Below are 26976 nucleotides of genomic sequence, written 5' to 3'. Positions count from 1 at the left end.
GGACTCCTCGGTGGGGGGAAGCCCTTCCAGTGGCGCACAACATCACGCCGCCCACCACGTGAAGGTAAAAGCAACGTTGCAGACCCTATGCCTTCAAGTTTCGAAGTCAATAGTCGATGTCGTGTGACTTTATGAGCACCTGAGGAGAAGGTGGGTTCAATACTTGAACAGACTTGGTCGTGAACGGATACCTCAGCGCAGCCGCTGGCTGATGACCTTCGAGACGCCGTCACCCTGCATGGACACCCCGTACAGCGCGTCCGCGACCTCCATCGTCCGCTTCTGGTGGGTGATCACGATCAGCTGCGAGGACTCCTGGAGCTCCTGCATGATCCGGATCAACCGCTGGAGGTTGGTGTCGTCGAGCGCCGCCTCGACCTCGTCCATCACGTAGAACGGGCTGGGCCGCGCCTTGAAGATCGAGACGAGCAGCGCCACGGCGGTGAGCGAGCGCTCGCCGCCCGAGAGCAGCGAGAGCCGCTTGACCTTCTTGCCCGGCGGGCGGGCCTCCACGTCGACGCCGGTGGTGAGCATGTTCTCCGGGTCGGTGAGGATCAGCCGGCCCTCGCCGCCCGGGAAGAGCCGCGAGAAGACGCCCTCGAACTCGCGGGCCGTGTCCCGGTACGCCTCGGTGAAGACCTGCTCGACCCGCAGGTCCACCTCCTTCACGACCTGAAGCAGGTCGGTCCGGGTCTTCTTCAGGTCCTCCAGTTGCTCCGAGAGGAACCGGTGCCGCTCCTCCAGGGCCGCGAACTCCTCCAGGGCCAGCGGGTTGACCTTGCCGAGCTGGTGGTACGCCCGTTCGGCGGCCTTCAGCCGCTTCTCCTGCTCCGAACGGACGAAGGGGCGCGACTCCTCCTCCGCCTCCGAGGGCTCCACGCCCTCGCTGCCCCCGCCCTCGACGGCGGGCGACGGCGGCACGGGCTGGTCCGGGCCGTACTCGGCGACCAGGTCGGTCGCCTCCACACCGAACTCCTCCAGGGCCTTCGCCTCCAGCTGCTCGATCCGCAGCCGCTTCTCGGCGCCGAGCACCTCGCCCCGGTGGACGGAGTCGGTCAGCTTGTCGAGCTCCGCCTTGAGGTCACGGCCCCGGGTCCTGGCGGCCGTCAGGCCCTGCTCCCGGTCGGCTCGTGCCGCCTGGGCCGCCACCCGCTCCCGTTCGGCGCGGACGAGCGAGACCTCGACATGGGCGAGGAGGCCCCGGGCGCCGGCGGCGACCGCGCCCGCGAGCCGCTCCTCGTGGCGCAGCCGGGCCCGGCGCTGCTCGGCACGCGCGCGTGCCTCCCGTTCGGCGCGGGCGGCCCGGTCGAGCGAGTCGGCCCGCCCGGCGAGCGCCTTGACCCGCTCCTCGTGGGTACGGACCTGGAGCCGCGCCTCCATCTCGGTCTGGCGCGCGTGGGCGCCGTCGCCGGCGAGCCGGTCACGGGTGGCGGTGTCGGGCTCCTCGTCGCCGCCGTCCGTTCCGTCCCCGAAGGCGGCGGCCTCCTGGGCCACCAGGAGGCGTTCGGCCAGCTCCTCCGCCTCGGCGGTCGCCCGCTCCAGGGCCTCCTGGGCGCGGGCGGCGGCGGCCGCGGTCCGCTCGGCCTCCCCCGCCGCCGCCCTGGCCTGCCCGGCGAGCCGCCCGAGCTCCTTGGCGACGGCGGACTTCTCGCGTTCGGCGGTACGGCGGCGGGTGTCGAGTTCCTCGACGAGCGCGGCGGCGGTACGGCGACGCTCGTCGGCCTCCCGCTGAGCTGTCGCCAACTCCTCGCAGTGGAAGCTCAGTTCGTCGAGCTCGGCGGCGGCCTCGGCGACCGCGGCCTGGACTTCGAGGAGGCTCGGGGCCCCCGCGGAGCCGCCGCGCGCGAAGTGCGCACCGAGCAGGTCGCCTTCGGCGGTGACGGCGGTCAACGACGGTCGGCTCCTGACCAGTTCCTCGGCCTCGTCCAGGTCGCCGACGACCACGACCCCGGCGAGCAGGCGGCGGACGGCGCCCATGAGTTCGGCGGGCCCCCGGACGAGGTCGGCGGCGTACGGGCGCCCCTCGACCGCAGGCAGGGGATCCGGTTCCGTGACCTCGGTCAGCAGCAGGGAGGCGCGGCCCGCGTCCTGCTTGCGCAGCAGGCGCAGGGCTTCGGCGGCGGCGGAGGGCCCGGTGGCGGCCACCGCGTCGGCGGCGGCGCCGAGGGCCGCGGCGACGGGGACCTCGTAACCCGGGGTGAGGGTGAGGAGCTCGGCCGCAGGGCCGAGGAGTCCGCCGAGTCCGGAGGTGAGCAGGGCGCCCGTGCCGTCCTTGCGGCGCAGTCCGAGGGCGAGGGTCTCGTGCCGGGCCCTGGTCGCGGCGCGGCGGCGATCGGCGGCGCCCGCCGCCTCGCGGGCGGCGCTCAGCCCGGCCTCGGCCTCGGCCAGTTCGCGGCGCGCGGCCTCGTACCGCTCACCGTGCTCGGTGTCCGCCGCGTCGAGTCCCTCGACCTCCGCCTGGAGCTGCTCGTACTCCTCCTGGGCGGTGACCGCCCGCTCCCCCGCCTCGTCGCGGGCGGCGGCGAGCCGGTCGATCTCGGCCTTGGCCGAGGCGGCGCGCGAGCGGGCGGCGTTGACCTGGCCGTGCAGACGGGCCAGGCCCTCGCGCCGGTCGGCGAGGGCGCGGGCCACGTCCTTGAGGCGGCGCTCCTCGGCCGCCAGCGCCTGTTCGAGCTCGGCGCGGCGGGTGACGGTGTCCTCCAGGGCGCGCTCGGCCGCTTCGAGGGCGGCTTCCAGCTCCGCCTCCTGCTCGCGGACGCGGGCCGCCTCCCGCTCCAGGTCCTCCGGGTCGCGGCCCCGGCGGTCCTCGGCGGGCGCCGTGGTGGCGCTCTTCACGCGCGCGTCGGCGAGGGAGACGGTGCCGCGGACGCGTTCGGCGAGCTGGGAGAGGGAGTACCAGTTCTGCTGGGCGCGCTCCAGACGGGGCACGAGGGCGGCGGCCTCCGCTTCGAGTTCGGCCTCGCGGGCGAGCGCGGCGCGCAGCTCGGTCTCGGTGGCCTCCTTGCGGGCGAGCAGGGCCGCCTCGTCGGCGACCTCGGCGGTGAGGGCCCGCTGGAGGTGGACGAGGTCGTCGGCGAGGAGGCGGAGACGCGCGTCGCGCAGGTCGGCCTGGATGACGACGGCCCTGCGGGCGACGGCGGCCTGCCGGCCGAGGGGCTTGAGCCGGCGGCGCAGCTCGTCGGTGAGGTCCTGCACGCGCGCGAGGTTGGCCCGCATCGCGTCCAGCTTCCGCAGCGCCTTCTCCTTGCGCTTGCGGTGCTTGAGGACGCCGGCGGCCTCCTCGATGAAGGCGCGGCGGCCCATCGGGTCGGCGTGCAGCACCGAGTCGAGCTGTCCCTGTCCGACGATGACGTGCATCTCGCGTCCGATGCCGGAGTCGGAGAGCAGGTCCTGGAAGTCGAGCAGCCGGCAGGTGTCGCCGTTGATCTGGTACTCGCTGCTGCCGCCGCGGAACATGATCCGGGTGAGGGTGACCTCGGCGTAGTCGATGGGCAGCGCGCCGTCGGAGTTGTCGATCGTGAGGGAGACCTCGGCACGGCCGAGCGGCGGGCGCCCGGTCGTGCCGGCGAAGATGACGTCCTCCATCTTGCCGCCGCGCAGCGACTTGGCGCCCTGCTCGCCCATCACCCAGGACAGGGCGTCCACGACGTTGGACTTCCCCGAGCCGTTGGGGCCCACGACACAGGTGATACCCGGCTCGAACCGCAGGGTGGTGGCCGAGGCGAACGACTTGAATCCGCGGAGCGTCAGGGCCTTGAGGTGCACCCAGGCGACTCTACCGGGGCTCGTGCGTTTCACCCGCGAAGGTGCAGGGCAGATCCTCGGATGAGAAGGGGGGTACGCCGGGGAAACGGCGGGTGAAAGAAAGAAGGGACGCCGAAGCGCCCCTTGAATGTCACCGTCGGCTGTGCCGGCGAGTGTTTCCCACCTGGCCCCGGGGGGCTGGGTTGTCAGGTGAGCGCAGGCTCCGCCTGGGGTACGTCGAGGTCGATGCTGTTCAGCAGCGACTCTCCCTGGTGATGAGCGGCGGCAGCGGCAAGCGAGTCGTTCTCGGACTGGATCCGTACCAGCTCGGATTCAAGGTCCTGGACGCGCTGCTGTAGCCGTCGCATCTCGGCGAGGAGTCGCGGGTCGGAGCCGCCGACGTAACCGAGAAGCGCCTTTGCCATGATGGATGGTCCTCCACAATGAGTGACCGACCGAAGCGGTTGGGTCGTGAGGGATTCGCACCCGCGGTGCTCGGCAGTACTGCTTGTGGTGCCGGTTCCAAACTGCCAAACAGCTAAGGTGCGCGGGGCTTCCAGAGTCTCACCAAAAAGTTTGACGGTCAACACGATCACGCCCCGTTTGAAGGGGCGACCGAGGAGTCCACGGCCGCTCAGTGGGCGGCGGGGCCTCGCAGACTCGGTGCCTCAGGGCGTCGCGATCATCCTTACCGGGCAGCCTTCCACGACGCGCGCTTCTTGGCAACCACCAGGAGGTTTCCCCTTCGCCCGGCTGTTACCGCGCGTCCGTTCGAGGCCCCTCTGGGTCACCGGACCGGGGGTCCGGCGCGGCCGCCTCAGCGGATGGCGAAGCCGTCGTAGCCGCCGCGCGGGGTGGCCCAGATCTCAGTGACACCGTCCACGCGCCCGGGTGTGTCGGCGGAGTGGAGCCAGGCGAGCAGGCGGTGGCAATTCTCACGCGCCCCTTCGGCCACCACCTGCACCCGGCCGTCGTCGAGGTTCAGGGCGAAGCCCACGAGGCCGCCGATCTCCAGCGCGTTTGCCCTGGTGAACCAGCGGAAGCCCACTCCCTGTACCCGGCCGCGCACCCAGGCGGTCATCCGTACGTCGTCGTTCATGACTGCACGCTAACGGGCGGATTGGCAGATGAGCACATCGCCCCGGCCGTCCATGGACTACAGTCCCGACCGAACACGCCTCACCCGTTCGGGCCCGCACTGTTCGACCGGCGGCCCGAAACGGTCTCGACAGCAAAGATCAGCAAAGACGGTCGGCAAAGATCGCAGGCCACGCAGCCACGCAGGACCAGCAGAGGAAGGCAGAGCAGATGGGACGCCACCGTCGCGCCGGAGCCGCACCCGCCGCGGAAGACTACGCGGCCGGTACGGACGGCCCGCACCGGGGTGCCCGCCGCAAGCGGCGCGGCACGCCCGTCCGCACCGGCCTGCTCGGCGCCTCCGCGGCGGTCGCGATGGGAGCCGTCGCCGTCGCCTCCGGCCTGCTGCCGGGCGGGGACACCTTCACCGTGGGCAGCGTGGGCACGAGCGAGCGCCCGAGCCAGTCACGGCAGGCCCCCGAGCTGATGACGCAGGGCGGGGCCTCCCGGACCCCGACCGCCGACCCGGGCTCCACCGGCACGCGTACGGGATCGAGCAAGGGTACGGACGGCGGCAAGGCGGCCTCCCCCTCGGCCACCCCGTCGGCCACCCCGTCGACGAAGCCGACTCCGAAGGCGACCCCGACGAAGCCCCCGGCCACCAAGCCCGCGCCGACCGCGACCCCGAAGCCGAAGCCGAAGCCGAAGGTCACCGTCGCGCCCACCACCCAGGCCCCCGCGCCCAAGCCGGCCCCGACGACCGAGGCCCCGGTCGAGAAGACCTCGGCCCCCTCCACCGCCGACCGCGGCGAGGCCGCCGAGGCGGAGGTCCTCCGCCTGGTCAACGTCGAGCGCGCCCAGGTGGGCTGTTCGCCGGTGACGGCGGACGCCGAGCTGGCGGCCCTGGCCGGGGCGTTCAGTTCGGACATGGCGGCCCGCGGCTTCTTCGACCACACGGACCCGGACGGCGCCACCCCGTGGGAGCGCGCCGAGCAGGCCGGCGTCTCCGGCCTGGGCGGCGAGAACATCGCCCGCGGCCAGGCGGACGCGGCGGCCGTGATGACGTCCTGGATGAACAGCGACGGCCACCGCGCCAACATCCTGAACTGCGACTTCACGACCCTCGGCGTCGGCGTGCACTTCGCCGACGGCGGCCCCTGGTGGACCCAGAACTTCGGGTACTGACCCGCCGGGCAGGCACGTATGCGAAAGGGCCCCGTCACCGGAGGGTGACGGGGCCCTTCGTCGTACGAACGCGCCCGCGCGGGAACGTCAGGCGGCGGCGCGGCCGGCCGCGAAGGTGCGGGCGGTCGTGGCGACGCGGCGGCCGAGGTGCTCGGCCGTGGCGATGTCCGCCTTGTGGACGCCCTCGGGGCCCAGGTCGCTGGGGGTCTGGGCGCCGGCGCCGGAGAAGAAGCCGAGGCGGTTGAGGTCGTTCTCGGAGGAGTCGCTGGTGTTCCAGCCGGGCTTGAGGCCGAGGTTGACCCAGGTCATGCCGTGCTGTCCGGCGAGGGTCTGGAAGAACTGCAGGGTGTGCAGCTTGTCGCCGCTCTTGGAGCCGGAGTTGGTGAAGCCGGCGGCGAGCTTGTCGAGCCAGGCGTCCGCGAACCAACGCTTCGAGGAGGCCTCGGCGAACTGGTGGAAGGCGCCGGAGGCGGTGCCCATGTAGGTCGGCGAGCCGAAGACGATCGCGTCGGAGGAGTCGAGCAGCTCCCACTCGGCCTCGGTGATCCCGTCGACCTTGACGAGGTGGACGGTGGCGCCCGCGTCCGCGGCGCCGTCGCGGACGGCCTCGGCCAGGACGGCGGTGTGGCCGTAGCCGGAGTGGTAGGCGATGGAGACGACGGGGGTGGTCACAAGAGGCTCCTCGAACAGGTCTGCGGGCGATCACCAGAAGTAGAGCACTAACTTTTTGATAGCGCAAGCTTCTGGTGAGCGTGACCTCGCAGAGAGCGCTGTACGCGAGTACGCTGGTGGGTATGACTGACGACCTCGCCTACGACGTGTTCGCCCGGGCCTGCCCCTCGCGCGGAACGCTGGAGCACGTGACGGGGCGCTGGGGAAGCCTGACCCTGGGCGCGCTGTACGACGGGACGTTCCGCTTCAACGAGCTGCGGCGACGGGTCGACGGCGTGAGCGAGAAGATGCTGTCGCAGACCCTGCACGCCCTGGAGCGTGACGGCCTCGTCCACCGCGAGGCACAGCCGACCAACCCGCCGCGGGTCGACTACCGGCTCACCCCGCTCGGCCGCGAGATCGCGGAGCGGCTGATCGGTCTGATCGGACTGGTGGAGGGGCGGATGCCCGAGGTCGAGGCGGCCCGGGAGAGTTACGACGCGAACCGGGCGGCCCCGGTCACCGCCTGACGAACATCTGGGTCCGAAGGACAGGACCTCAGGCCGTCGCGCGCGGTGGGCGCTGGCAGCGCGGGCAGAAGTAGCTGGAGCGGTTCATCCAGGCCCGTCGCCGCATCGGCGTGCCGCAGCGGCGGCACGGTTCGTCCTCGCGCCCGTAGGCGTCGAGCGAGCGGTCGAAGTAGCCGGACTCGCCGTTGACGTTCACGTACAGGCTGTCGAAGCTGGTGCCGCCGACGGCGAGCGCCGCGTTCATCACGTCCCGGACGTGCCCGAGGAGCTCGGCCGAGCGCGGCCGCGTCAGGGTGCCGGTGGGCCGGTCGTAGTGCAGCCGGGACCGCCAGAGCGCCTCGTCGGCGTAGATGTTGCCGACGCCGCTGATCAGCGACTGGTCGAGCAGCGCCCGCTTCACGGTCGTACGGCGCAGGCGCAGCGCGCTCTGGAAGGCGTCGTCGTCGAAGGCGGGGTCCAGCGGGTCGCGGGCGATGTGTCCGATGACGTCCGGCAGCCCGTCCGGGGTCTCGGCGTGGAGCGAGAGCCCGCCGAAGGTGCGCTGGTCGACGAAGCGGAGCTCGGTGCCGGCGGAGTCGTCGAACCGCATCCGGATCCTGAGGTGCTTCTCGTCCGGGGCGTCCTCGGGCTGGACGAGCAGCTGACCGCTCATGCCGAGGTGCCCGAGTACGGAGGTGCCGGTGTCGGCGAGCGGAAGCCAGAGGTACTTGCCGCGGCGCCGCGCCACCTCGAACCGCTGCCCCTTCAGCCGGGCGGCGAAGTCCGCACCGCCCGCAGGATGGCGTCGTACGGCCCTGGGGTGCAGCACCTCGACCTCGGTCACGGTCCGGCCGGCGACCCAGCGCTCAAGACCTCGCCGTACGACCTCGACCTCGGGCAGCTCGGGCACGGGGACTCCTCCGGACGTCTTCGACAGCGGCTCAACCCTACCGCCGCGGAATCGTCCGAAAAGAATCATCGGGAAAGACGAGAACCCCGTCCGGGGACGGGGTTCTCGGGAAGCGGTGTGCCGGCCGTCAGGCCGACGCCGGGTGGACGTTCGGAGAGGGGTCGGCGACCTCTCCCGTTCCCGCCTCGGCCGCGGCCTTGGCCGCCGCCAGGCGTTCGTCCGCGGCCGCGCGAATAGCGCGCCACGCGGACTCCGCCGCCTGCTGTTCCGCTTCCTTCTTGCTGCGGCCGGTGCCGGTGCCGTACGAGACACCACCGACGCGGGCGGCAGCAGTGAAGGTCTTCTCGTGGTCCGGGCCCTCTTCTGAGACGAGGTACTCCGGCACACCCAGACCCTCGGCCGCGGTGAGTTCCTGGAGACTGGTCTTCCAGTCCAGGCCCGCACCCAGGTTCGAGGACTTCTCGATGAGCGGGTCGAAGAGCCGGTGCACCAGCTCGGACGCCGCTTCGAGGCCCTGGTCGAGATAGACCGCGCCGATCACCGCTTCAAGGGTGTCGGCGAGGATGGACGCCTTGTCCCGGCCGCCCGTGCCCTCTTCGCCCCGGCCGAGCCGGATGAAGGAGCCGAGTTCGAGTTCGCGCCCCACGTCCGCCAGCGCACGAGAGTTGACCACCGCGGCCCGCAGTTTGGCCAGCTGGCCTTCCGGCAGGTCGGGGTGGGTGCGGTACAGCGTGTCCGTGACCACCAGGCCGAGCACGGAGTCCCCGAGGAACTCGAGACGCTCGTTGGTGGGCAGACCGCCGTTCTCGTACGCGTACGAACGGTGGGTCAGCGCACGCACCAGAAGGGCGGACTCGAGCTTGTAGCCGAGCCGCCCTTCCAGAAGCGTGTGGGACGAGGCATGGTCCGTCTTGTCGTCCGTCTTGCGGGACTCAGACATTGCGCCTCTCACCAGCCCAATCAGACCGAGAGGACCTGGCGCTTGTTGTAGGTGCCGCAGCTCGGGCACGCGATGTGCTGCAGCTTCGGCTCCTGGCAACGCTCACACGAAACCAGGGTGGGGACCGCAGCCTTCCACTGCGACCGGCGGTGGCGCGTGTTGCTGCGCGACATCTTCCGCTTCGGAACAGCCACGGCTACTTCTCCTGCTTCTCGGCGGCGCTTCGGACGTCCCCGTCAGAGGCCTTGCCGCTCATGTTGTCCTTCTCATCGGTTCCCAGCGAACCGGCGAGTCCCTGCAGTGCCGCCCAACGAGCGTCGACGGCGTCATGGTGGTGGTCCGGGGTCTCGTTCAGGTTGGCTCCACACTCGGAGCACAGACCCGCACAGTCCTCCCGGCACACCGGCTGCATCGGCAGTGCGAGCACCACCGCATCACGCAGCACGGGTTCGAGGTCGAACATGCCGTCCTCGAGGGGGATCATGTCCTCGCCTTCCTCGGCCTCGTCGTCCGCGGCCGCCTTCGAGCGGCCCCGGTCGTCGGATTCGGGGTACGAGAACATCTCCTGGAAGTCCACGTCGAGATCGAGCTCGACGGGCTCCAGACACCTTACGCACTCCCCCTCGGCCGATGCACGGGCGGTGCCTGTGACAAGCACCCCTTCCATGACCGACTCAAGACGGAGATCAATGTCCACCGCAGTGCCCTCGGGCACTCCGATCACTCCTTCGACGCCCAGGTATCCGGGGGCCTCGATCGAACGCGAGATCCGCTGGAGGGCACCAGGACGCCGCCCCAGCTCGTGTGTGTCGAACACGAGGGGGTTGCGGTGGTCGAGGCGCGTGCTCAGGGGTCTTCCTGCTTTCGATTCGTTTCGCATCGTGAGTGGCTGCCGGACGTGGGTGGGCAGCAAGGATCGCGGGCATACGCGCGACCGAAGAGCCAGGATACTGGACGCTTCGCTCAGGGCCCAATCCGGGCCCTGACGTCCCTACTGTCCCTGTTCGTACCGGCGCAGCTGCTCCAGGTCGATCATGCTGGTGTCGAAGAAGCTGGTCTCGTCGAGCGCGGCGCCCTGTTGCTGCGGGGCCTGCTGGACGGGCTGCTGGTACGCGTACGGGTCCTGCTGCTGGTAGCCGTACGGATCGGCCTGCTGCGGCTGCTGGTAGCCGTACGGGTCGGGCTGCTGCTGGACCTGCTGGTAGCCGGCGTACGGGTCGGGCTGCTGCTGCACCTGCTGGTACGCCGCGTACGGATCGCCCTGGGGCTGCTGCGAGTGCTGAGGCTGCTGCTGGGCCGGGATCTGGACCGGCTCGGGGTCCGAGAGCTCGGCGAGCCCGGCCAGGTAGTCGGCGTCACTGGTGTGCAGGGAGCCGTCCAAACCGTCCTGGGCCGCCATGTGCTCGCCGAGGGCGTCGCTGGCGATCCGGCCGTGCAGCTTCTGCCGGCCCCGCCCGACCGCCTCCAGGGTCTTGCTGAGCACGGCCTCGAAGGCACCGAGCTTGGCGTCGACGTACTCGTCGGCCCGGTGGATCAGCGTCTGCGGGTCGGAGCTGTACTCGGGGGCGTCCGGGTCGGCGTAACCGTCCTGGTCGACTCCCGGGCCGCGCCCGAGGAGCTTCTCGCGACCCCGGTCGACGGAGCCGATCGTCTTGTTGAGGACGACCTCGAAGTTGGCCAGCTTGGAGTCGACGTAGTCGTCGGCCTCCGCGCGGACCTCCTCGGCCTCGCGGCGGGCCTCGGAGAGGATCCGGTCGGCCTCCTCCTGCGACTCCCGGGCGACCTGGGTGTCGGAGACGATCGAGCCCCGCTCGGCGTGGGCGGCCTCGATGATCCGCTCGGCCTCCTGGCGGGCCCGCTCGACCAGCTGCTCCCGGCCGCCGATCAGCTCCTGGGCCTGGGCGAGGGAGCCCGGCAGGGCCTGCCGTACCTCTTCGAGCAGGGCGAGCAGCTCGGCCCGGTTGACCACGCAGGATGCCGACATGGGCATGGAGCGGGCGCCCTGCACGGTCGCGACGATCTCGTCGAGCTTCTTCTGTACGTCCACCGGGTGCTCGCCACTCTCTACAGCTGGATGGAGACGGACGGGACGACTGTAAGGGCAGTCGGCGCCCGCCCGACACCAGGTGACGGAGCGTCAGCGGAGATGGCCGCGCGTCACTTTCGCTCCAGGCGCTCGGTGAGCCGGGGAAGGACGGTCGGGGGCACCAGGTGGGAGACGTCGCCGCCCCAGGCCGCGACCTCCTTCACCAGCGAGGAGGAGAGGAAGCTGTACGTCGGGTTGGTGGGGACGAACAGGGTCTCCACGCCCGTGAGGCCGTTGTTCATCTGCGCCATCTGGAGCTCGTAGTCGAAGTCGCTGACCGCGCGCAGTCCCTTGACGATGGCGGGGATGTCCCGCTGCTTGCAGAAGTCGACGAGCAGCCCGTGGAAGGACTCCACCTCGACGTTGCCGAAGTCGGCGGTCACCTCGCGGATCAGCTCGATCCGCTCGTCGACCGTGAAAAGGCCCTTCTTCGACTGGTTGATCATCACCGCGACGTGTACGACGTCGTACAGCTTGGAGGCGCGGGCGATGATGTCGAGGTGTCCGTTGGTGATGGGGTCGAATGACCCCGGACAGACGGCGCGGCGCAACTTGGGTCCCTCGCTCTCCGGTCCGGTCATCGTGCGTCTTCGCACGTAGAGGCGGCGCGACCGTACCAAAACGTTCCCTCGCCGTAACGACGGGACCGTAGCGGCTCGAATCCGGCCGGCCAGCCGAACTCGCCGCCTCGGGTGCTGCGCTCCACGGTGACGAGGGCATCCTCGCTCAGCCAGCCCCCTGAGCGCAGTGTGAGGAGAATCTCGCGGAGATCCGCGTCCGTGACCGCGTACGGCGGGTCGAGGAAGACCAGGTCGTACGGGTCGGCCGGCGCCGGTCCCGTCACGATCTGCTCCGCTTTGCCGGTACGGAGTTCGGCACCTGGGAGGCCGATCGACCGGACGTTGTCCCGGATCGTCTTCGCGGCGCGCGGGTCCGCCTCGACGAGCAGGGCGTGGGCCGCGCCCCGGGAGAGGGCTTCGAGGCCCACGGCGCCGGAGCCCGCGTACAGGTCGGCGACGCGCGAACCGGCCAGGCCGTGGAACGCCTCCCAGGTGGAGAAGAGGCCCTCCCGCGCGCGGTCGGAGGTGGGGCGGGTGCCGTTGCCGGGCGGCACGGCCAGGCGGCGCCCGCCGGCGGTGCCGGCGATCACGCGGGTCATCGGTGTCCTCGTCCTGCGTCGTCCAGTGCGTACGTCCAGTGCGTACGTCTCAGGATATGGCCGCCATCGGGCCGGTGGGGGTCAGCCCTTCTCCAGGTACTCCTCCCGCTCCTCGCTCAGGAGGGCGTCCAGGGCCGTGCGCAGGCCCGGGTGGGCGGTCAGGTCCGGGTCGGCGAGGACGAGGGCGGTGGCCTCCTCGCGGGCGGCGGTGATGACCTCCTCGTCGTCGATGACGGTGAGCACCCGCAGGGAGGAGCGGACGCCGGACTGGGCCTGGCCGAGGACGTCGCCCTCGCGGCGCTGTTCGAGGTCGATGCGGGAGAGCTCGAAGCCGTCGAGGGTGGCGGCGACGGCGTTGAGCCGCTGCCGGGCGGGGCTCGCCTCCGGCATCTCGCTGACGAGGAGGCAGAGGCCGGGGGCGGAGCCCCGGCCGACGCGGCCGCGCAGCTGGTGGAGCTGGGAGACGCCGAAGCGGTCCGCGTCCATGATCACCATGGCGGTGGCGTTGGGGACGTTGACGCCGACCTCGATGACGGTGGTGGCGACGAGGACGTCGAGCTCGCCGGCGGCGAAGCGGCGCATCACGTCGTCCTTGTCGTCGGGGTGCATCCGGCCGTGCAGGACGGCGATCCGGAGTCCGGCGAGGGGTCCGGTGCGGAGCTTCTCGGCGATGTCGAGCACGGCGAGCGGCGGGCGCTTCTCGGCCTCGTCCTCGGCGGAGGCCCCGGCCTTCTTCTTCTGGGCCGCCTGGTCGATGTCGTCGCCGATGCGCGGGCAGACCACGTACGCCTGGTGCCCCTTCCCGACCTCCTCGCGGACCCGTTCCCACGCGCGCGCGAGGAAGTGCGGCTTGTCGGCGGCGGGGACGACGTGGCTGGCGATCGGGGAGCGCCCGGCGGGCAGCTGGTCGAGGACGGAGGTCTCCAGGTCGCCGAAGACGGTCATGGCGACGGTGCGCGGAATGGGGGTGGCGGTCATGACGAGGAGGTGGGGAGGCTGCTTCCCCTTGCCCCTGAGGGCGTCGCGCTGCTCGACGCCGAAGCGGTGCTGCTCGTCGACGACGACCAGGCCCAGGTCGTGGAACTGGACCTTGTCCTCGATCAGCGCGTGCGTGCCGATGACGAGGCCCGCCTCCCCGGTGACCAGGTCGAGCAGGGCCTGCCGGCGGGCGGGGACCCCCATGGAGCCGGTGAGCAGGACGACCTTGGTGGCCCGCTCGGCGCCGCCGAGCATGCCGCCCTCGGCGAGCTCGCCCATCATCTCGGTGACCGAGCGGTGGTGTTGCTGGGCGAGGACCTCGGTGGGGGCGAGCATGGCGGCCTGCCCCCCGGAGTCGACGACGGCGAGCATGGCACGCAGGGCGACCATGGTCTTTCCCGAACCGACCTCGCCCTGGAGGAGGCGGTGCATGGGGTGCTCGGTGGCGAGGTCGTCGAAGATCTCCTTGGAGACCTTCTTCTGGCCGTCGGTGAGGGTGAAGGGCAGCTTGGCATCGAAGGCGTCGAGGATGCCGTCGGGGGCGGGTCGCCGTGCGACGGCGGGGAGTTGGGTGTCGGCGTGCCTGCGCCGGGCGAGGGCGACCTGGAGGACGAACGCCTCGTCCCACTTGAGGCGCTCGCGGGCGGTGGCGATGTCGGCCTTGGTACGGGGCCGGTGGATGAGCCGGAGCGCCTCGGGCAGCTCGGCGAGGCCTCGGCCCTCGCGCAGGGCCGGGGGCAGCGGGTCGACGGCGTCGGCGGCATGCGGCAGGACGGCGTCGACGGCCTTGGCGATCTTCCAGGACTCCAGCTTGGTGGTGGCCGGGTAGATCGGGATGAGGGCCCCGGCCCAGCTTCCGACGCTGTCCGCGGCCTCGTCGCCGTCGCCGCGGAGGAGTTCGTACGCGGGATGGGCGAGCTGGAGGCGGCGGTTGAAGAGCGAGACCTTGCCGGAGAACATCGCCCGGGTGCCGGGCAACAGGTCCTTGTGGGGCTTGTGCACGCCCTTGCCGAAGAAGACCAGCTGCAGACGGCCGCTGCCGTCGGTGATGGTCACTTCGAGGCGCTGGCCGCGTCCCTTGGAGCCGTTGAAGGTGAGCACGCGGGCGTCGGCGACCTGCGCGACCACCGTGACGTGCTCGTCGAGCGGCAGGTCGGAGAGGGTGGTCAGCTCCCCGCGCTCGGCGTACCGGCGGGGGTAGTGGTGGAGCAGGTCACCGACCGTGTGCAGGTCGAGCGCCTCGGCCATGACCTTGGCGGTGGCGGGGCCGAGGGACTTCTTGAGTGGTTCGTCGAGCGCGGGCACGCGTTCCATTCCACACCAAGGGACCGACAGTCGCGTCCAGGCTGTGGACGACGGCGCCCGGGTCGGCCCCCGCCAGGGGGGTCATTCCACCCCGATGAGGAGCGGTGGGGCCCCCGCGCCCGCGTGGTACGTGGTGGTGTCGACGGCCAGGTAGCCGCGCCTGACGTGGCGTTCCAGATCGGGGGCGAGCTCGGGCGGGGCGTCGTCGGCGACGACGAGGGTGACGAGTTCGCCGCCGGCCGAGAGCATCCGGTCGAGGACCGTGCGGGCCGTCTCGGTGAGGTCCTTGCCGATGACGGCGACGTCGCCCTCGATGAGGCCGAGGACGTCGCCGGCCTGGCAGACGCCCGCCGAGGTGAAGGACTGGCGTTCGGCGACGGCGAGTTCGGCGTAGCGGGTGGCTCCCGCGGCGGCGGTCATGGCGACGACGTCCTCGTCGAAGCGCCGGTCGGGTTCGTGGACGGCGAGGGCGGCGATGCCCTGGACGGCGGCCCGGGTGGGGATGAGGGCGACGCGGATGCCCTCGGCCCTCACGCGTTCGGCGGCGGCGACGGCGGTCTGGCGCAGCTCGGCGTCGTTGGGCAGGAGGACGACCTCGCGCGCGTGCGCCCGGCGGATCGCGTCGACGAGTTCGTCGCCGGTGGGCTGTTCGCCGGGGCGGGTCCTGACGGTGGTGGCGCCGGCCTCGGCGCAGAGCCCGGCGAGGCCCTCGCCGGGGACGACGGCGACGACCGCGCGCTGGGCGCGTTCCCCGCGGCCGTCGGCGGCCGCCGTGTCGGACGCGAAGTGGGTGATCCGGATGCGGTGCGGCCGGCCGGCCTCGACGCCGGCCTCGACGGCGGCGCCCGCGTCGTCGACGTGCACGTGGACGTTCCACAGTCCGTCGCCGCCGACGACGACGAGGGACTCCCCCAGGGCGTCGAGCCTGGCCCGCAGCAGTTCCACGGCCGCGTCGTCCGCCTCCAGGAGGTAGATCACCTCGTAGGCGGGGCCGTCCTCGCCGGGGCACGGCTCCTCGCGGGGTGCGGGTGCCGCGGGTGCGGTGGCGGGGCTGGGCGGGGCCTGTCCCGTCACGGTCTCCAGGAGGGCGCCGAGGACGGTCACCAGGCCCCTGCCGCCCGCGTCGACGACTCCGGCGCGTTCGAGGACGGCGAGCTGGCCCGAGGTGGCCGCGAGGGCCGTACCGGCCCCGTCGTGCGCCTTCCGCGCCACCTCGACGAGCCCGCCGCCGCCGGCGCAGGCCCCGGCCGCGGCGGACGCCACCGTGAGGATGGTGCCCTCCACGGGGTGGGCGACGGCCTGTCGTGCCGCCCGCGCGGCCTCGGCGAGGGCTCGGGCGAGGTGATCACCGTCACGGCCCTCGGCGAGGACGCCCGCCATGCCGCGCAGGAGCTGGGAAAGGATGGTTCCCGAGTTGCCGCGGGCGCCGACCAGGGCGCCGTGCGCCATGGCGCGTACGGTCTCGGCGGTGTCGGGTTCGCAGACGTCGAAGACGGCTTCGACGGCCCGGTGCGCGGCCTCGGCCGTCAGGTACAGATTGGTGCCGGTGTCCCCGTCCGCCACGGGATAGACGTTGATCGCGTCGATCTCCTCGCGCTCCCGGCCGAGCGCGTCCAGCATCCGCGCGCACCAGGAGCGGACCGCTTCCGCGTCGAGCTCGACGAGCTCCTCGAAGGGCTGAAGGGCTCGCGACAACGGGGGTCCTCCTTCGGCGGTGAGCTCACCGCAGGGTAGACGCAGGGTGTCGCTCCCCCAAGCTCTCGGCTTCGCTCGAGCAGGGGGGACCCCCGGTGACCTGGGTCCGGGGCGACGTCCGCCCAGACCGTGGTAGTTTCGTTCCACCGATGCAGGCGTTGTATGCTGCTTCGGTTGCCCGGTTCACACCGGGCCATTCCCCGGCAAGCCACTTCAGACTCCTGATTCCGGTGCGCCGGAATTCACTGTAAATCCTGAAGCTTTTGGAGTGACCCGTGGCTGCCAACTGCGACGTCTGCGGCAAGGGGCCGGGCTTCGGCAACAACATTTCGCACTCGCACCGCCGTACGTCCCGTCGCTGGAACCCGAACATCCAGCGCGTGCGTGCCGTGGTCGGTCGGACGCCGAAGCGGCTCAACGTCTGCACCTCGTGCATCAAGGCCGGCAAGGTCTCGCGCTAATCGCGACGTTCTGTCGTAGCGCAGCCCCTGCGGTTGCCTTGAAAGGCCGGTTCACCTCGGTGAACCGGCCTTTTGCCTTGCCCTGAAACGATCATGGTCTCCATCGGGGGACCCACGGCGCCCTCAGGCCCGGAACCGCCAGCCGTGGTCGACCGGGCCGATGCCCGAGCCCAGGGCGAACCCGGCGCCTATGGCCCCGGTCACGTACTCCTTGGCCTCCCGCACCGCCTCCGGCACCGCGAGACCCCTGGCGAGCCCGGAGGCGATCGCCGAGGCGAGCGTGCAGCCCGTCCCGTGGGTGTGCCGGTTGTCGAGGCGCGGGGCCCGCAGCCAGTGCTCCTCCGAGCCGTCGGTGAGCAGGTCCACGGCCTCCTGGCCGGTGGGCAGGTGCCCGCCCTTGATCAGGACCCAGCGCGGCCCGTACGACAGGATCGCCTCGGCCGCGGTCCGCATGTCGCTCTCGTAGACCACGTGCACGCCTGTGAGCTGCGCCACCTCGTCCAGGTTGGGGGTGGCGACCGTCGCCCTGGGCAGCAGCTTCCCGCGTACGGAGTCGAGCGCCGTCTCGGCGAGCAGCGGGTCCCCGTGCTTGGAGACGCCGACCGGATCGACGACGACCGGGGCGGCGGTGTCCGCGAGCAGCTCCGCGACGGTCTCCACGAGCGCCGCCGTGGCCAGCATGCCGGTCTTGACCGCCTGGACGCCGATGTCGTCGACGACGGCCCGGTACTGGGCTCGTACGGCCTCCGCCGGCAGCTCCCAGACGCCCTGGACGCCCCGCGAGTTCTGGGCGGTGACGGCGGTGAGCACGCTCATGCCGTGGACGCCGAGCGCGAGCATCGTCTTCAGGTCGGCCTGGATGCCGGCGCCGCCGCCGGAGTCGGATCCGGCGACGGTCAGCACGAGCGGGGGCCGGGACGTCACTCCGTCTCCCCGAAGTGGTCCCAGCCGCCCACCGTGTGCCAGGGCGCGCCGTCCACGGTGACCTGGGGCAGCGCGGAGGGGTTGAGGACCTCGCCGATGACCTTCCAGCGGGCGGGGAGCTTCACGTCCGGCGGGAAGGTGGCCACGATGGCGTGGTCCTCTCCCCCGGTGAGCACCCACTGCATGGGGTCCACGCCGACGGCCTGCCCGATGTCGTTCATCTGGGTCGGGATGTCGATGAGCCCCGAGCGCAGGTCGATGCGGACCTTGCTGGCCTCGGCGATGTGCCCCAGGTCGGCGATGAGTCCGTCGCTGACGTCGCACATGGCGGTGGCGCCGAGACCGGCGGCCGCGGGGCCCGCGTGGTACGGCGGTTCGGGCCTGCGGTGGGCCTCGACGAAGGCGCGGGGGGAGCGGAAGCCGCGGGAGAGGACCGCGTAGCCGGCGGCGGACCAGCCGAGCCAGCCGGTGTAGGCGACGACGTCGCCGGGCTGGGCGCCGCCCCGGGTGACCGGGTCGTGGTTGCGCAGGTCGCCGAGGGCGGTGATGGAGACCATGATCGTGTCGCCGCGGACGACGTCGCCGCCGACCACCGCCGCGCCCGCGACCTGACATTCGTCGCGGAGGCCGTCCATGAGTTCCGTGGCCCAGGTGACGGGCAGTTCGGCGGGGACGACCAGGCCGAGGAGGAGCGCGGTGGGGACCGCGCCCATGGCGGCGATGTCGGCGAGGTTCTGCGCGGCGGCCTTGCGGCCGACGTCGTACGCCGTCGACCAGTCGCGGCGGAAGTGACGTCCTTCGAGGAGGATGTCCGTGCTGGCCACCACGCGCCGGTCGGGGGCGGAGACGACCGCGGCGTCGTCGCCGGGCCCGATCCGTACCGCCGGGGTGGAGGTGAGCCGGGACGTGAGCTCCCTGATGAGCCCGAACTCGCCCAGCTCTCCGACTGTGCCCTTCACCGCGTCTCACCTCGTGTCTTCGTGCCGGCCGGCGGGCGGGGGCGCGTGGTCTCGCGCCGCGGGTCGCGGGCCGTCACCGTGCTGGGTACCGTCAAGTAGGCCGTCAACTTCTGTCCTGCGTACGCCACCCCGGCAACGCCTCGGGACGCGCGGGTCTCCCCGTGGCCCGCGGCGACGCGGTACCGTGGCGTCCCTTTCTCCCACAAGATCCTCGTGGTCGCCCTGGAGGTTCCGTGGTTCAGGCGTACATCCTCATCCAGACCGAGGTGGGCAAGGCGTCGATCGTCGCCGACACCATCTCCAAGATCCCGGGGGTGCTCCAGGCCGAAGACGTGACCGGTCCGTACGACGTCATCGTGCGCGCGCAGGCGGACACGGTGGACGATCTCGGCCGCATGGTGGTCGCCAAGGTCCAGCAAGTGGACGGCATCACGCGCACCCTCACCTGCCCGGTCGTTCATCTGTAGCCCCCGTCTACGCTTGGCCGGTGATGTCTTCCCACCGGCCCTTCGGCCTGCCCGCCGCCGTGTCGGCCGCCGTTCTGCTGCTGGCCGCCGCCGGCTGTTCCTCGCCGGACGCCGCGGCGTCCGTCGTGGTTCCAAGCCCGCCGGCGGCGGAGGCCGCCTTCTGCCAGGCGCTGGCGAAGGAGCTTCCCGACACCGTGGCGGGTCTTGAGCGGAGTGACCCGGAGCCCGGCTCCGAGCTGACCGCCGGCTGGGGTGACGGTGCGATCGTACTGCGCTGCGGGGTGCCCCGGCCCGAAAAGATGAGCGATCCCAAGGCGCAGGGCGTCGAGGCGGACGGCGTGAACTGGATGCTGGAGCACCCGGAGGGCGGCGGACCCCGCTTCACCTCGACGTACCGGAAGACATACGTCGAGGTCACGATGGACGAGCGCTTCGCGCACGACGTGACTCCGCTCGCCGAGCTGGCCGCTCCCGTACGGAAGACCGTGCCGCCGAGCCTCTGAGAGGCCGGGGCACGGTCTTTCCGGATCCGGTTCGTTCAGCGCAGGCCCGTGGAGCGGGTCAGCGCGGCCTGGATGAGCCGGTCGACGAGCTCGGGGTAGCTGACGCCGCTCTCCTGCCACATGCGCGGGTACATGGAGATGGGCGTGAAGCCCGGCATGGTGTTGATCTCGTTGATGACGAAGTCGCCGTCCTCGGTGAGGAAGAAGTCGGCGCGTACCAGGCCCTCGCAGGACACCGCCTCGTAGGCGGCGACGGCCAGGCGCTGGATCTCGGCGGTGGCCTCGTCGCCGATCGGCGCGGGCACGATGCCGGAGGCCGAGTCGATGTACTTGGCCTCGAAGTCGTAGAAGTCGTGGTCGGTGACCGGCGGGATCTCGGCCGGCACGCTGGCGCGCGGACCGTCCTCGAACTCCAGGACGCCGCACTCGATCTCGCGGCCGCGCAGCAGCGACTCGACGAGGATCTTGGGGTCGTGGCGGCGGGCCTCCTCGATGGCCTCGTCGAGGCCGGAGAGGTCGTCGACCTTGGTGATGCCCATGGACGAGCCGCCGCGGGCCGGCTTCACGAAGAGCGGCCAGCCGTGCTCGGCGGCGAACTCGACGATCTTCTTGCGGGCGGCGGCCGGGTTCTGGTCCCACTCGCGCGGCCGGATGACCTCGTACGGGCCGACCGGGAGGCCGAAGGACACGAAGACCCGCTTCATGTACTCCTTGTCCTGGCCGACGGCGGAGGCGAGGACGCCCGCGCCGACGTAGGGGACGCCGGAGAGCTCCAGGAGGCCCTGGAGGGTGCCGTCCTCGCCGTACGGGCCGTGGAGCATCGGGAAGACCACGTCGACCTCGCCCAGGGCCCTGGGGACGGACCCCGGCTCGCTGAGCACGACCTCGCGGTTGGCCGGGTCGACGGAGAGGACGACGCCGCCCTCCTCGGACTCGGCCAGGTCGGCGACGTTCGGCAGGGCGCGGTCGGCGATGGCCATGCGCTCGGGGGCGTCGGCGGTGAGCGCCCAGCGCCCGTCCGTCGTGATGCCGATGGGCAGCACGTCGTACTTGTCCCGGTCGATGGCGCTCAGGACGGCGCCCGCCGTGACGACGGAGATGGCGTGCTCGGAGCTGCGTCCGCCGAAGACGACGGCCACACGCGGCTTGCGGGGGCTCTGGGTGTTCTCGCTCATATCGCGATGAGCGTACCTTGCGACTCCCGAACTCCTGAGCGCACCGCTGCCGTCCCGCGCGTACGGCGCAGCGCCGCGGGTGCGGCGGCGCGTGCGGTCAGCGGCGGGGGCGGCGGCGGCCGGTGCGGTCAGCGGCGCTCGGACTTGGCGCTGCGGGACATCAGCTCCTTGAGGGCGACGACCGGCGGCTTGCCCTCGTGGACGATCGAGACGACGGTCTCGGTGATCGGCATGTCGACGCCGTGGCGGCGGGCCAGATCGAGCACGGACTCGCAGGACTTGACGCCCTCGGCGGTCTGCTTGGTGGCCGCGATGGTCTCCTGGAGGGTCATTCCGCGGCCCAGGTTGGTGCCGAAGGTGTTGTTCCGGGAGAGCGGCGAGGAGCAGGTGGCCACGAGGTCGCCGAGGCCCGCGAGGCCGGAGAAGGTGAGCGGGTCGGCGCCCATGGCGAGGCCGAGGCGGGTGGTCTCGGCGAGGCCGCGGGTGATGAGCGTGGCCTTGGAGTTGTCGCCGAGTCCCATGCCGTTGGCGATGCCGACGGCGAGCCCGATGACGTTCTTGACCGCGCCGCCGAGTTCGCAGCCGACGACGTCGGTGTTGGTGTACGGGCGGAAGTACGGGGTCAGGCAGGCGGTCTGGAACCGCTGCGCGACCGACTCGTCGACGCAGGCGACGACGGCGGCGGCGGGCTGCCGGGAGGCGATCTCCAGGGCCAGGTTGGGTCCGGTGAGGACGGCCACGCGCTCGGCGGGCACGTCCGCGACCTCCATGACGACCTCGCTCATCCGCTCGGCGGTGCCGAGTTCGACGCCCTTCATGAGGGAGACGAGGACGGTGTCCGGGGCGAGCAGCGGCTTCCAGGCGGCGAGGTTGCCGCGCAGGGTCTGCGAGGGGACGACGAGGACGGTGAAGTCGGCGTCCGCGGCGGCCTCCGCGGGGTCCGCGGTGGCCGTGATCCCCCGCGGGAGTTCGACGCCCGGCAGGTAGTCGGGGTTGGTGCGGGAGGCGTTGATCTCCTTGGCGAGTTCGGCGCGGCGGCCCCAGAGGCTCACCTCGCAGCCCGCGTCGGCCAGCACCATCGCGAAGGCGGTGCCCCAGGATCCGTTGCCGAAGACGGCGGCCTTGGTCACTTGGCGCCTCCCTCTGTGGTCTTGCGCCGCTGCTCGAGACGCGCCTTGCGGTGGTCGTACGGTTCGGCGGGCGCCTGCTCGCCGCGGATCTGCTCCAGGAGGGCGGTGATGGCGGCCATGATGACCTCGGTCGCCTCGCGGAGCACGTCGGGCGTGGGCTCCAGGCCGTGGAAGCGGGAGAGGTCGACGGGCGGACCGGCCTGCACGATCAGCGTCTTGCGGGGGAAGAGGCTGAGCTTGTTCTCCTTGGCGTACGGCGGCATCGCGAGGTTGGCGCCCCACTGGGCCACCGGGATGACGGGGACCTTGGTGAGCAGCGCGACGCGCGCGGCACCGGTCTTGCCCGCCATGGGCCACATGTCGGGGTCGCGGGTCAGGGTGCCTTCGGGGTAGAAGGCGACGCACTCACCCCGCTCGATGGCGTCGACGGCGGCACGGAACGCGTCGAGCGCGTTGGTCGTCTCGCGGTAGACGGGGATCTGTCCGGTGCCCCGCAGCATCATGCCGACGAAGGGCGCCTTGAAGAGGGCCGCCTTGGCCAGGAGGCGCGGGACGCGGCCGGTGTTGTACTGGTAATGCGCGTAGGACAGCGGGTCCAGGTAGGAGTTGTGGTTGACCGCGGTGATGAATCCACCGTCGGCCGGAATGTGCTCCATACCGCGCCAGTCCCGCTTGAACAGAACCACCAGGGGGGGTTTGGCGATGACCGCCGCGAGGCGGTACCAGAAGCCGATTCTGCGGCGGGGCACTCGGACACCTTTCTCCGGGACTGGCTGGCAGGGGGTCAAGTGTCGCCCCATGCTCCTGGTCTGTCGAGTGACACCGTACGCCCCGGGCCCTCCGCGGAACCGCGTGGGCGGGACAGAATGGGCCCTGATGAGCCCGACGAGCCCGATATACCCGCCGCGCACCGGAGCGGACGACGCCTGGTCCCTTGTCGTACCCCTGAAACCGCTGGCCCTGGCGAAGAGCAGACTGGCCGCGGCGGCTGGGGCCCGGCTGCGCCCGTGGCTCGCGCTGGCCTTCGCCGAGGACACCGTGGGGGCGGTCCTCAACTGCCCGCGGGTACGGGATGTGGCGGTGGTCACGGACGATCCCGCAGCCTCGGCATCCCTCGCGGCCCTGGGTGCGCGCATCGTGCCGGACACCCCGGCGGCGGGACTCAACGCGGCCCTCGCGCACGGGGTCCGCGCGGTGCGGTCCCGGCGGCCGCACGCGCGCGTGGCGGCGCTCAACGCGGATCTGCCGGCGCTGCGGCCCGAGGAGCTGACCCGGGTCCTGGACGCGGCCGGGAAATTTCCGCGCGCATTTCTCGCGGATGCCGCCGAAATCGGTACGACATTCCTCTCGGCAGGTCCATACGTGGAATTGGAACCGGCATTCGGAGGTCCGTCGAGACTCCGGCATTTGTCGTCGGGCGCGGTGGAAATCACGCTCGCCGGGGTGGATTCCGTACGCCGGGACGTGGACACCGGTGAGGATCTCGCGGCGGCCGGGACCCTTGGGCTCGGCCCGCGGACGGCCGCCCGGTGGCTGTCGGCGGCCGGATAGGCTGCGGTCCATGCAGGCGACCGCGTTCACATACGACCCCGAGACCCGCAGCGGCAGTGTGCTGCTCGACGACGGCACCCCCGTGGAGTTCGGGGCGGAGGCCTTCGAGGCGGGCGGGCTGCGCCTGCTGCGGCCGGGGCAGCGGGTGCGGATCGAGGCGGAGACCGGCACATCGGGGGCCGGCCTGCGCATCACCCTGGTGACGCTCCAGACCTTCTGAGCGGCCCTTCTCCACCTCTTCGGAACGCGCCGCGGGCCGGGCTCCCCGAGGGGAGCCCGGCCCGGCGGATCGGAACCGCTCGTCCTACTTCTTGGCGGCGGTCTTCTTGGCGGTCGTCTTGCGCGCCGTCGTCTTCTTGGCGGGCGCCTTCGTCGCCGTGGCCTTCTTCGCGGCCGGCGCGGTCTTCTTGGCGGCGGCCTTGGTCGCCTTCTTGGCGGCGGCGGCCGTGGTGGCCTTCTTGGCGGCGCCGTTCGCGGTCTTCTTCGCCGCGGTCGTCGTGGCCTTCTTCGCGGGGGTCGCCTTCTTCGCGGCCGCCGTGGTGGTGGTCTTCTTCGCGGGGGTCGCCTTCTTGGCGGCCGCCGTCGTGGTGGTCTTCTTCGCCGGGGTCGCCTTCTTCGCGGCGGCCTTCTTGGCGGTGGTGGCCTTCTTCGCGGCGGCCTTCTTCACGGTCGCGGAGGCGCCGCCGGTGAGGCTGCCCTTGGGGGCCTTCTTGACGGAGACCTCGCCGCCCTTGGGGAGCTTCTTCGAGCCGCTGACCAGGTCCTTGAAGCCCTGACCGGCACGGAAGCGCGGAACCGAGGTCTTCTTGACCCGCACCCGCTCACCCGTCTGCGGGTTGCGGGCGTAGCGGGCCGGACGGTCGACCTTCTCGAACGAGCCGAAACCCGTCACCGAGACCCGGTCGCCCCCGACCACGGCGCGCACGATGGCGTCGAGCACGTGGTCGACGGCTTCGGCGGCCTGCTGGCGACCGCCCATCTTGTCGGCAATCGCTTCTACGAGCTGCGCCTTGTTCACGTCTTCCCCTTCGGAGACATTGCCAGAACGAAAGTGTTCAAGCTTTTTCGCACGTTAGGCATGTATATACCGCAAATCAAACACGAAACGGGCTAATCACCCTAGTGCCGCAACGCGGAAGAGCTGTTGCGGAGTTCCTGGTGTCAGTCGTCCTCTGGGAATCGGCCCTCGTCGAGGTCCTTCATCAACCGGTCCAGACGCGCTGCCGCGTCCTTGAGATCGTGCTTCGCCGCGGCCGTCACGACCAGCAGCTTCCGGGACAGCGCCATCCTTACGCCCTCCGGGACTTGCAGTGAGCGCACTCTTGTGTGCGCTTCCTTCAATCGGGCGGCGACTGCCTCGTAGAGCTCGAGTTGGCTGTCGCGTTCCATGCACCGATTGTGCCATCTAGGGCGAGTTGTCGCCCGACAGGGTCTCAACAAGCGACTGCGCCCCCCACCGGGCGGTGGGGGGCGCAGTCTTGGAAAAGCGCTGCTCAGGCCGTAATTGTACGGGGCTTGTGGGCCGGTCGCGCCGCCTCGTAGGCCGCGATGTCGGCTTCGTTCTGAAGGGTGAGGCTGATGTCGTCGAGTCCGTTCAGGAGCCGCCAGCGGGCGTTCTCGTCGAGCTCGAAGTCGGCGTCGATCCCGGCGGCCAGGACCTTGCGCTGCTCCAGGTCGACGGTGATCTCGGCGGTGGGGTCGGCCTCGGTCAGCTCCCAGAGCGCGTCCACCGTCTCCTGCGGCAGGACCACGGTCAGGAGGCCGTTCTTCAGCGAGTTGCCGCGGAAGATGTCGGCGAAGCGGGCGGAGATGACCGTCTGGAAGCCGTAGTTCTGGAGCGCCCAGACGGCGTGCTCACGGGAGGAGCCGGTGCCGAAGTCGGGGCCGGCGACCAGGACCGAGGCACCCTGCCGCTCGGGGCGGTTGAGGATGAACTCGGAGTCCTTGCGCCAGGCCTCGAAGAGGCCGTCCTCGAAGCCGTCGCGGGTGACCTTCTTGAGCCAGTGCGCCGGGATGATCTGGTCGGTGTCGACGTTGCTGCGGCGCAGCGGGACGGCCCGGCCGGTGTGCGTGGTGAAAGCTTCCATGGTTCCTCAGACCCCCGCGGTGGTGGCGACGTCGGACAGATCGGCCGGGGAGGCCAGATGGCCCAGTACGGCGGTGGCGGCGGCGACCTGCGGGGAGACCAGGTGCGTCCGGCCGCCCTTGCCCTGCCGGCCCTCGAAGTTGCGGTTGGAGGTGGACGCGGAGCGCTCACCGGGAGCCAGTTGGTCGGGGTTCATGCCCAGACACATCGAGCAGCCCGCGTGCCGCCATTCGGCGCCGGCCTCCTTGAAGACCTTGTCCAGGCCCTCCTCGACGGCCTGCAGGGCGACCCGGACGGAGCCGGGGACGACCAGCATGCGGACGCCGTCGGCGACCTTGCGGCCCTGGAGGAGTCCGGCGGCGTTGCGCAGGTCCTCGATGCGGCCGTTGGTGCAGGAGCCTACGAAGACGGTGTCGACCCGGATGTCGCGCAGCGGCTGCCCGGCGGTCAACCCCATGTATTCCAGGGCCTTTTCGGCGGCGAGGCGCTCCGAAGCGTCTTCGTACGAAGCCGGGTCGGGGACGTGTCCCGAAAGCGGCGCGCCCTGGCCGGGGTTGGTGCCCCAGGTGACGAACGGGGCCAGCGAGGCGGCGTCGATGACGACCTCGGCGTCGAAGACCGCGTCCTCGTCGGACTTGAGGGTCTTCCAGTACGCGACGGCGGCGTCCCAGTCCTCGCCCTCGGGGGCGTGGTCGCGGCCCTTGAGGTAGGCGAAGGTGGTCTCGTCGGGGGCGATCATGCCCGCGCGGGCGCCGGCCTCGATCGACATGTTGCAGATGGTCATCCGGGACTCCATCGAGAGTTTCTCGATGGCGGAGCCCCGGTACTCCAGGATGTAGCCCTGGCCGCCGCCGGTGCCGATCTTGGTGATGATCGCCAGGATCAGGTCCTTGGCGGTGACGTCCTCGGGCAGCTCGCCGTCGATCGTGATCGCCATGGTCTTGGGGCGGGCCAGCGGGAGCGTCTGGGTGGCGAGCACGTGCTCGACCTGGCTGGTGCCGATGCCGAAGGCCAGGGCGCCGAAGGCTCCGTGCGTGGAGGTGTGCGAGTCGCCGCAGACGACGGTGGTGCCGGGCTGGGTCAGGCCCAGCTGCGGTCCCACCACGTGGACGACGCCCTGCTCGACGTCGCCCAGCGGGTGCAGGCGGACGCCGAACTCGGCACAGTTCTTGCGGAGGGTCTCCAGCTGCGCGCGGGAGACCGGGTCGGCGATCGGCTTGTCGATGTCGAGGGTCGGGGTGTTGTGGTCCTCGGTGGCGATGGTCAGGTCGAGGCGCCGCACCTGCCGGCCGTTCTGGCGGAGGCCGTCGAAGGCCTGCGGGCTGGTCACCTCGTGCAGCAGGTGCAGATCGATGAAGAGGAGGTCGGGCTCGCCCTCGGCGCGCCGGACGACGTGGTCGTCCCAGACCTTCTCCGCGAGTGTCCTACCCATCGCTTTCCCTCCGGCCGACGTCTACGCCGGCACAACTAGAGACCCGTTT

The 26976-nt window shown here is 71.4% G+C and carries 29 protein-coding genes; 7 read left to right on the top strand and 22 right to left on the bottom strand.

Going from position 1 to position 26976, the window contains the following annotated elements:
• Positions 1-192: 192 nt before the first annotated feature.
• The 3 genes from smc to ACIA8N_RS09840 form a co-directional block, all read right to left on the bottom strand.
• Complete coding sequence (gene smc, locus ACIA8N_RS09850) at positions 193-3765, bottom strand: chromosome segregation protein SMC (RefSeq protein ID WP_365780474.1); 3573 nt, start codon at positions 3763-3765, stop codon at positions 193-195.
• Positions 3766-3950: 185 nt separating this feature from the next.
• The gene (locus tag ACIA8N_RS09845) at positions 3951-4169 is read right to left on the bottom strand and encodes a hypothetical protein (RefSeq protein WP_030206333.1); all 219 of its coding nucleotides are present in this window, start codon (positions 4167-4169) and stop codon (positions 3951-3953) included.
• A gap of 392 nt (positions 4170-4561) precedes the next feature.
• Entirely contained in the window at positions 4562-4843 is a 282-nt protein-coding gene (locus ACIA8N_RS09840) for an acylphosphatase (RefSeq protein WP_030206330.1), read from the bottom strand.
• 209 nt (positions 4844-5052) lie between these two features.
• Between ACIA8N_RS09840 and ACIA8N_RS09835 the strand changes: the two genes are divergently transcribed.
• The gene (locus ACIA8N_RS09835; RefSeq protein WP_365780473.1) at positions 5053-6006 is read left to right on the top strand and encodes a CAP domain-containing protein; all 954 of its coding nucleotides are present in this window, start codon (positions 5053-5055) and stop codon (positions 6004-6006) included.
• A gap of 87 nt (positions 6007-6093) precedes the next feature.
• On the opposite strand, the gene ACIA8N_RS09830 is transcribed toward ACIA8N_RS09835, so the two are convergent.
• Complete coding sequence (locus tag ACIA8N_RS09830) at positions 6094-6678, bottom strand: flavodoxin family protein (protein WP_365780472.1); 585 nt, start codon at positions 6676-6678, stop codon at positions 6094-6096.
• Between the two features lie 122 nt (positions 6679-6800).
• Between ACIA8N_RS09830 and ACIA8N_RS09825 the strand changes: the two genes are divergently transcribed.
• Positions 6801-7187: a helix-turn-helix domain-containing protein gene (locus ACIA8N_RS09825; protein ID WP_365780471.1), complete on the top strand. Its 387-nt coding sequence runs from the start codon at positions 6801-6803 to the stop codon at positions 7185-7187.
• Between the two features lie 28 nt (positions 7188-7215).
• Here the strand turns inward: ACIA8N_RS09825 and mutM are convergent, their stop codons facing one another.
• The 9 genes from mutM to ACIA8N_RS09780 all read right to left on the bottom strand — a co-directional run bounded on the left by mutM (position 7216) and on the right by ACIA8N_RS09780 (position 16239).
• Positions 7216-8076, bottom strand: a complete 861-nt coding sequence (gene mutM, locus ACIA8N_RS09820) for a bifunctional DNA-formamidopyrimidine glycosylase/DNA-(apurinic or apyrimidinic site) lyase (RefSeq protein ID WP_365780470.1) — start codon at positions 8074-8076, stop codon at positions 7216-7218.
• A gap of 127 nt (positions 8077-8203) precedes the next feature.
• Positions 8204-9016, bottom strand: a complete 813-nt coding sequence (rnc, locus tag ACIA8N_RS09815; protein ID WP_365780469.1) for a ribonuclease III — start codon at positions 9014-9016, stop codon at positions 8204-8206.
• Positions 9017-9036: 20 nt separating this feature from the next.
• The gene (rpmF, locus tag ACIA8N_RS09810; protein WP_015036448.1) at positions 9037-9210 is read right to left on the bottom strand and encodes a 50S ribosomal protein L32; all 174 of its coding nucleotides are present in this window, start codon (positions 9208-9210) and stop codon (positions 9037-9039) included.
• 2 nt (positions 9211-9212) lie between these two features.
• Positions 9213-9896, bottom strand: coding sequence for a DUF177 domain-containing protein (locus ACIA8N_RS09805; protein ID WP_365780550.1), 684 nt, complete (start codon positions 9894-9896; stop codon positions 9213-9215).
• 111 nt (positions 9897-10007) lie between these two features.
• Positions 10008-11063 carry an ATP synthase F0 subunit B gene (locus tag ACIA8N_RS09800; RefSeq protein ID WP_365780468.1) on the bottom strand — a complete coding sequence of 352 codons (1056 nt, stop codon included), beginning with the start codon at positions 11061-11063 and terminating at the stop codon, positions 10008-10010.
• A 110-nt stretch (positions 11064-11173) separates the two neighbouring features.
• The gene (gene coaD, locus ACIA8N_RS09795; RefSeq protein ID WP_211270411.1) at positions 11174-11653 is read right to left on the bottom strand and encodes a pantetheine-phosphate adenylyltransferase; all 480 of its coding nucleotides are present in this window, start codon (positions 11651-11653) and stop codon (positions 11174-11176) included.
• 26 nt (positions 11654-11679) lie between these two features.
• Complete coding sequence (gene rsmD / locus ACIA8N_RS09790; RefSeq protein ID WP_365780467.1) at positions 11680-12261, bottom strand: 16S rRNA (guanine(966)-N(2))-methyltransferase RsmD; 582 nt, start codon at positions 12259-12261, stop codon at positions 11680-11682.
• A gap of 81 nt (positions 12262-12342) precedes the next feature.
• Positions 12343-14553 carry an ATP-dependent DNA helicase RecG gene (gene recG / locus ACIA8N_RS09785; protein WP_365780466.1) on the bottom strand — a complete coding sequence of 737 codons (2211 nt, stop codon included), beginning with the start codon at positions 14551-14553 and terminating at the stop codon, positions 12343-12345.
• Between the two features lie 72 nt (positions 14554-14625).
• Positions 14626-16239 (bottom strand): DAK2 domain-containing protein, encoded by a 1614-nt coding sequence (locus ACIA8N_RS09780; RefSeq protein WP_365780465.1) that lies wholly within the window; start codon positions 16237-16239, stop codon positions 14626-14628.
• 275 nt (positions 16240-16514) lie between these two features.
• Between ACIA8N_RS09780 and rpmB the strand changes: the two genes are divergently transcribed.
• Positions 16515-16700 carry a 50S ribosomal protein L28 gene (gene rpmB / locus ACIA8N_RS09775; protein ID WP_003957616.1) on the top strand — a complete coding sequence of 62 codons (186 nt, stop codon included), beginning with the start codon at positions 16515-16517 and terminating at the stop codon, positions 16698-16700.
• Positions 16701-16823: 123 nt separating this feature from the next.
• On the opposite strand, the gene thiD is transcribed toward rpmB, so the two are convergent.
• On the bottom strand, positions 16824-17624 hold the full coding sequence (gene thiD / locus ACIA8N_RS09770; protein WP_365780464.1) for a bifunctional hydroxymethylpyrimidine kinase/phosphomethylpyrimidine kinase: 801 nt from the start codon (positions 17622-17624) through the stop codon (positions 16824-16826).
• A complete protein-coding gene (locus ACIA8N_RS09765; RefSeq protein ID WP_030206271.1) occupies positions 17621-18583 on the bottom strand; it encodes a thiamine-phosphate kinase in 963 nt (320 codons plus the stop codon). The genes thiD and ACIA8N_RS09765 overlap by 4 nt, the downstream gene beginning before the upstream one ends.
• A 233-nt stretch (positions 18584-18816) precedes the next feature.
• Between ACIA8N_RS09765 and ACIA8N_RS09760 the strand changes: the two genes are divergently transcribed.
• Both ACIA8N_RS09760 and ACIA8N_RS09755 read left to right on the top strand, forming a co-directional pair.
• Entirely contained in the window at positions 18817-19050 is a 234-nt protein-coding gene (locus ACIA8N_RS09760) for an Lrp/AsnC family transcriptional regulator (RefSeq protein ID WP_030551081.1), read from the top strand.
• A gap of 23 nt (positions 19051-19073) precedes the next feature.
• Positions 19074-19553 carry a DUF3515 domain-containing protein gene (locus ACIA8N_RS09755; protein WP_365780549.1) on the top strand — a complete coding sequence of 160 codons (480 nt, stop codon included), beginning with the start codon at positions 19074-19076 and terminating at the stop codon, positions 19551-19553.
• A 35-nt stretch (positions 19554-19588) separates the two neighbouring features.
• Here the strand turns inward: ACIA8N_RS09755 and ACIA8N_RS09750 are convergent, their stop codons facing one another.
• The 3 genes from ACIA8N_RS09750 to ACIA8N_RS09740 form a co-directional block, all read right to left on the bottom strand.
• On the bottom strand, positions 19589-20728 hold the full coding sequence (locus ACIA8N_RS09750) for a D-alanine--D-alanine ligase family protein (protein WP_030551085.1): 1140 nt from the start codon (positions 20726-20728) through the stop codon (positions 19589-19591).
• A gap of 128 nt (positions 20729-20856) precedes the next feature.
• Positions 20857-21858, bottom strand: a complete 1002-nt coding sequence (locus ACIA8N_RS09745; RefSeq protein ID WP_365780463.1) for an NAD(P)H-dependent glycerol-3-phosphate dehydrogenase — start codon at positions 21856-21858, stop codon at positions 20857-20859.
• On the bottom strand, positions 21855-22607 hold the full coding sequence (locus ACIA8N_RS09740) for a lysophospholipid acyltransferase family protein (RefSeq protein ID WP_365780462.1): 753 nt from the start codon (positions 22605-22607) through the stop codon (positions 21855-21857). The genes ACIA8N_RS09745 and ACIA8N_RS09740 overlap by 4 nt, the downstream gene beginning before the upstream one ends.
• A 127-nt stretch (positions 22608-22734) precedes the next feature.
• Here ACIA8N_RS09740 and cofC point away from each other — a divergent pair, with 127 nt between their 5' ends.
• On the top strand, positions 22735-23409 hold the full coding sequence (cofC, locus tag ACIA8N_RS09735) for a 2-phospho-L-lactate guanylyltransferase (RefSeq protein ID WP_365780461.1): 675 nt from the start codon (positions 22735-22737) through the stop codon (positions 23407-23409).
• 10 nt (positions 23410-23419) lie between these two features.
• Positions 23420-23629 (top strand): hypothetical protein, encoded by a 210-nt coding sequence (locus tag ACIA8N_RS09730; protein ID WP_365780460.1) that lies wholly within the window; start codon positions 23420-23422, stop codon positions 23627-23629.
• Between the two features lie 84 nt (positions 23630-23713).
• On the opposite strand, the gene ACIA8N_RS09725 is transcribed toward ACIA8N_RS09730, so the two are convergent.
• From ACIA8N_RS09725 to leuC, 4 genes are all read right to left on the bottom strand, one after another.
• Positions 23714-24427 carry an HU family DNA-binding protein gene (locus ACIA8N_RS09725; protein ID WP_365780459.1) on the bottom strand — a complete coding sequence of 238 codons (714 nt, stop codon included), beginning with the start codon at positions 24425-24427 and terminating at the stop codon, positions 23714-23716.
• A 143-nt stretch (positions 24428-24570) separates the two neighbouring features.
• Positions 24571-24798 carry a hypothetical protein gene (locus ACIA8N_RS09720; RefSeq protein WP_030206244.1) on the bottom strand — a complete coding sequence of 76 codons (228 nt, stop codon included), beginning with the start codon at positions 24796-24798 and terminating at the stop codon, positions 24571-24573.
• A 104-nt stretch (positions 24799-24902) separates the two neighbouring features.
• Entirely contained in the window at positions 24903-25496 is a 594-nt protein-coding gene (gene leuD, locus ACIA8N_RS09715; protein ID WP_365780458.1) for a 3-isopropylmalate dehydratase small subunit, read from the bottom strand.
• Between the two features lie 6 nt (positions 25497-25502).
• A complete protein-coding gene (gene leuC / locus ACIA8N_RS09710; RefSeq protein WP_365780457.1) occupies positions 25503-26927 on the bottom strand; it encodes a 3-isopropylmalate dehydratase large subunit in 1425 nt (474 codons plus the stop codon).
• Positions 26928-26976: the final 49 nt, after the last annotated feature.

Source organism: Streptomyces sp. NPDC051822 (assembly GCF_044452745.1).
Classification (GTDB): Bacteria; Actinomycetota; Actinomycetes; order Streptomycetales; family Streptomycetaceae; genus Streptomyces.
The sequence above is the reverse complement of the archived record's forward strand: the minus strand, read 5'-3'. Positions and strand labels throughout refer to the sequence as shown.

What these genes read in the sequence shown, in the direction of transcription:
- ACIA8N_RS09825 (WP_365780471.1), top strand. Translation starts at nt 6,801, where the DNA reads ATGACTGACGACCTCGCCTACGACGTGTTCGCCCGGGCCTGCCCCTCG.
- recG (WP_365780466.1), bottom strand. Translation starts at nt 14,553, where the DNA reads ATGGAACGCGTGCCCGCGCTCGACGAACCACTCAAGAAGTCCCTCGGC.
- ACIA8N_RS09840 (WP_030206330.1), bottom strand. Translation starts at nt 4,843, where the DNA reads ATGAACGACGACGTACGGATGACCGCCTGGGTGCGCGGCCGGGTACAG.
- ACIA8N_RS09835 (WP_365780473.1), top strand. Translation starts at nt 5,053, where the DNA reads ATGGGACGCCACCGTCGCGCCGGAGCCGCACCCGCCGCGGAAGACTAC.
- leuD (WP_365780458.1), bottom strand. Translation starts at nt 25,496, where the DNA reads ATGGAAGCTTTCACCACGCACACCGGCCGGGCCGTCCCGCTGCGCCGC.
- ACIA8N_RS09730 (WP_365780460.1), top strand. Translation starts at nt 23,420, where the DNA reads ATGCAGGCGACCGCGTTCACATACGACCCCGAGACCCGCAGCGGCAGT.
- ACIA8N_RS09845 (WP_030206333.1), bottom strand. Translation starts at nt 4,169, where the DNA reads ATGGCAAAGGCGCTTCTCGGTTACGTCGGCGGCTCCGACCCGCGACTC.
- ACIA8N_RS09805 (WP_365780550.1), bottom strand. Translation starts at nt 9,896, where the DNA reads ATGCGAAACGAATCGAAAGCAGGAAGACCCCTGAGCACGCGCCTCGAC.
- ACIA8N_RS09720 (WP_030206244.1), bottom strand. Translation starts at nt 24,798, where the DNA reads ATGGAACGCGACAGCCAACTCGAGCTCTACGAGGCAGTCGCCGCCCGA.
- rnc (WP_365780469.1), bottom strand. Translation starts at nt 9,016, where the DNA reads ATGTCTGAGTCCCGCAAGACGGACGACAAGACGGACCATGCCTCGTCC.
- ACIA8N_RS09750 (WP_030551085.1), bottom strand. Translation starts at nt 20,728, where the DNA reads ATGAGCGAGAACACCCAGAGCCCCCGCAAGCCGCGTGTGGCCGTCGTC.
- rsmD (WP_365780467.1), bottom strand. Translation starts at nt 12,261, where the DNA reads ATGACCCGCGTGATCGCCGGCACCGCCGGCGGGCGCCGCCTGGCCGTG.
- cofC (WP_365780461.1), top strand. Translation starts at nt 22,735, where the DNA reads ATGAGCCCGACGAGCCCGATATACCCGCCGCGCACCGGAGCGGACGAC.
- leuC (WP_365780457.1), bottom strand. Translation starts at nt 26,927, where the DNA reads ATGGGTAGGACACTCGCGGAGAAGGTCTGGGACGACCACGTCGTCCGG.
- ACIA8N_RS09755 (WP_365780549.1), top strand. Translation starts at nt 19,074, where the DNA reads ATGTCTTCCCACCGGCCCTTCGGCCTGCCCGCCGCCGTGTCGGCCGCC.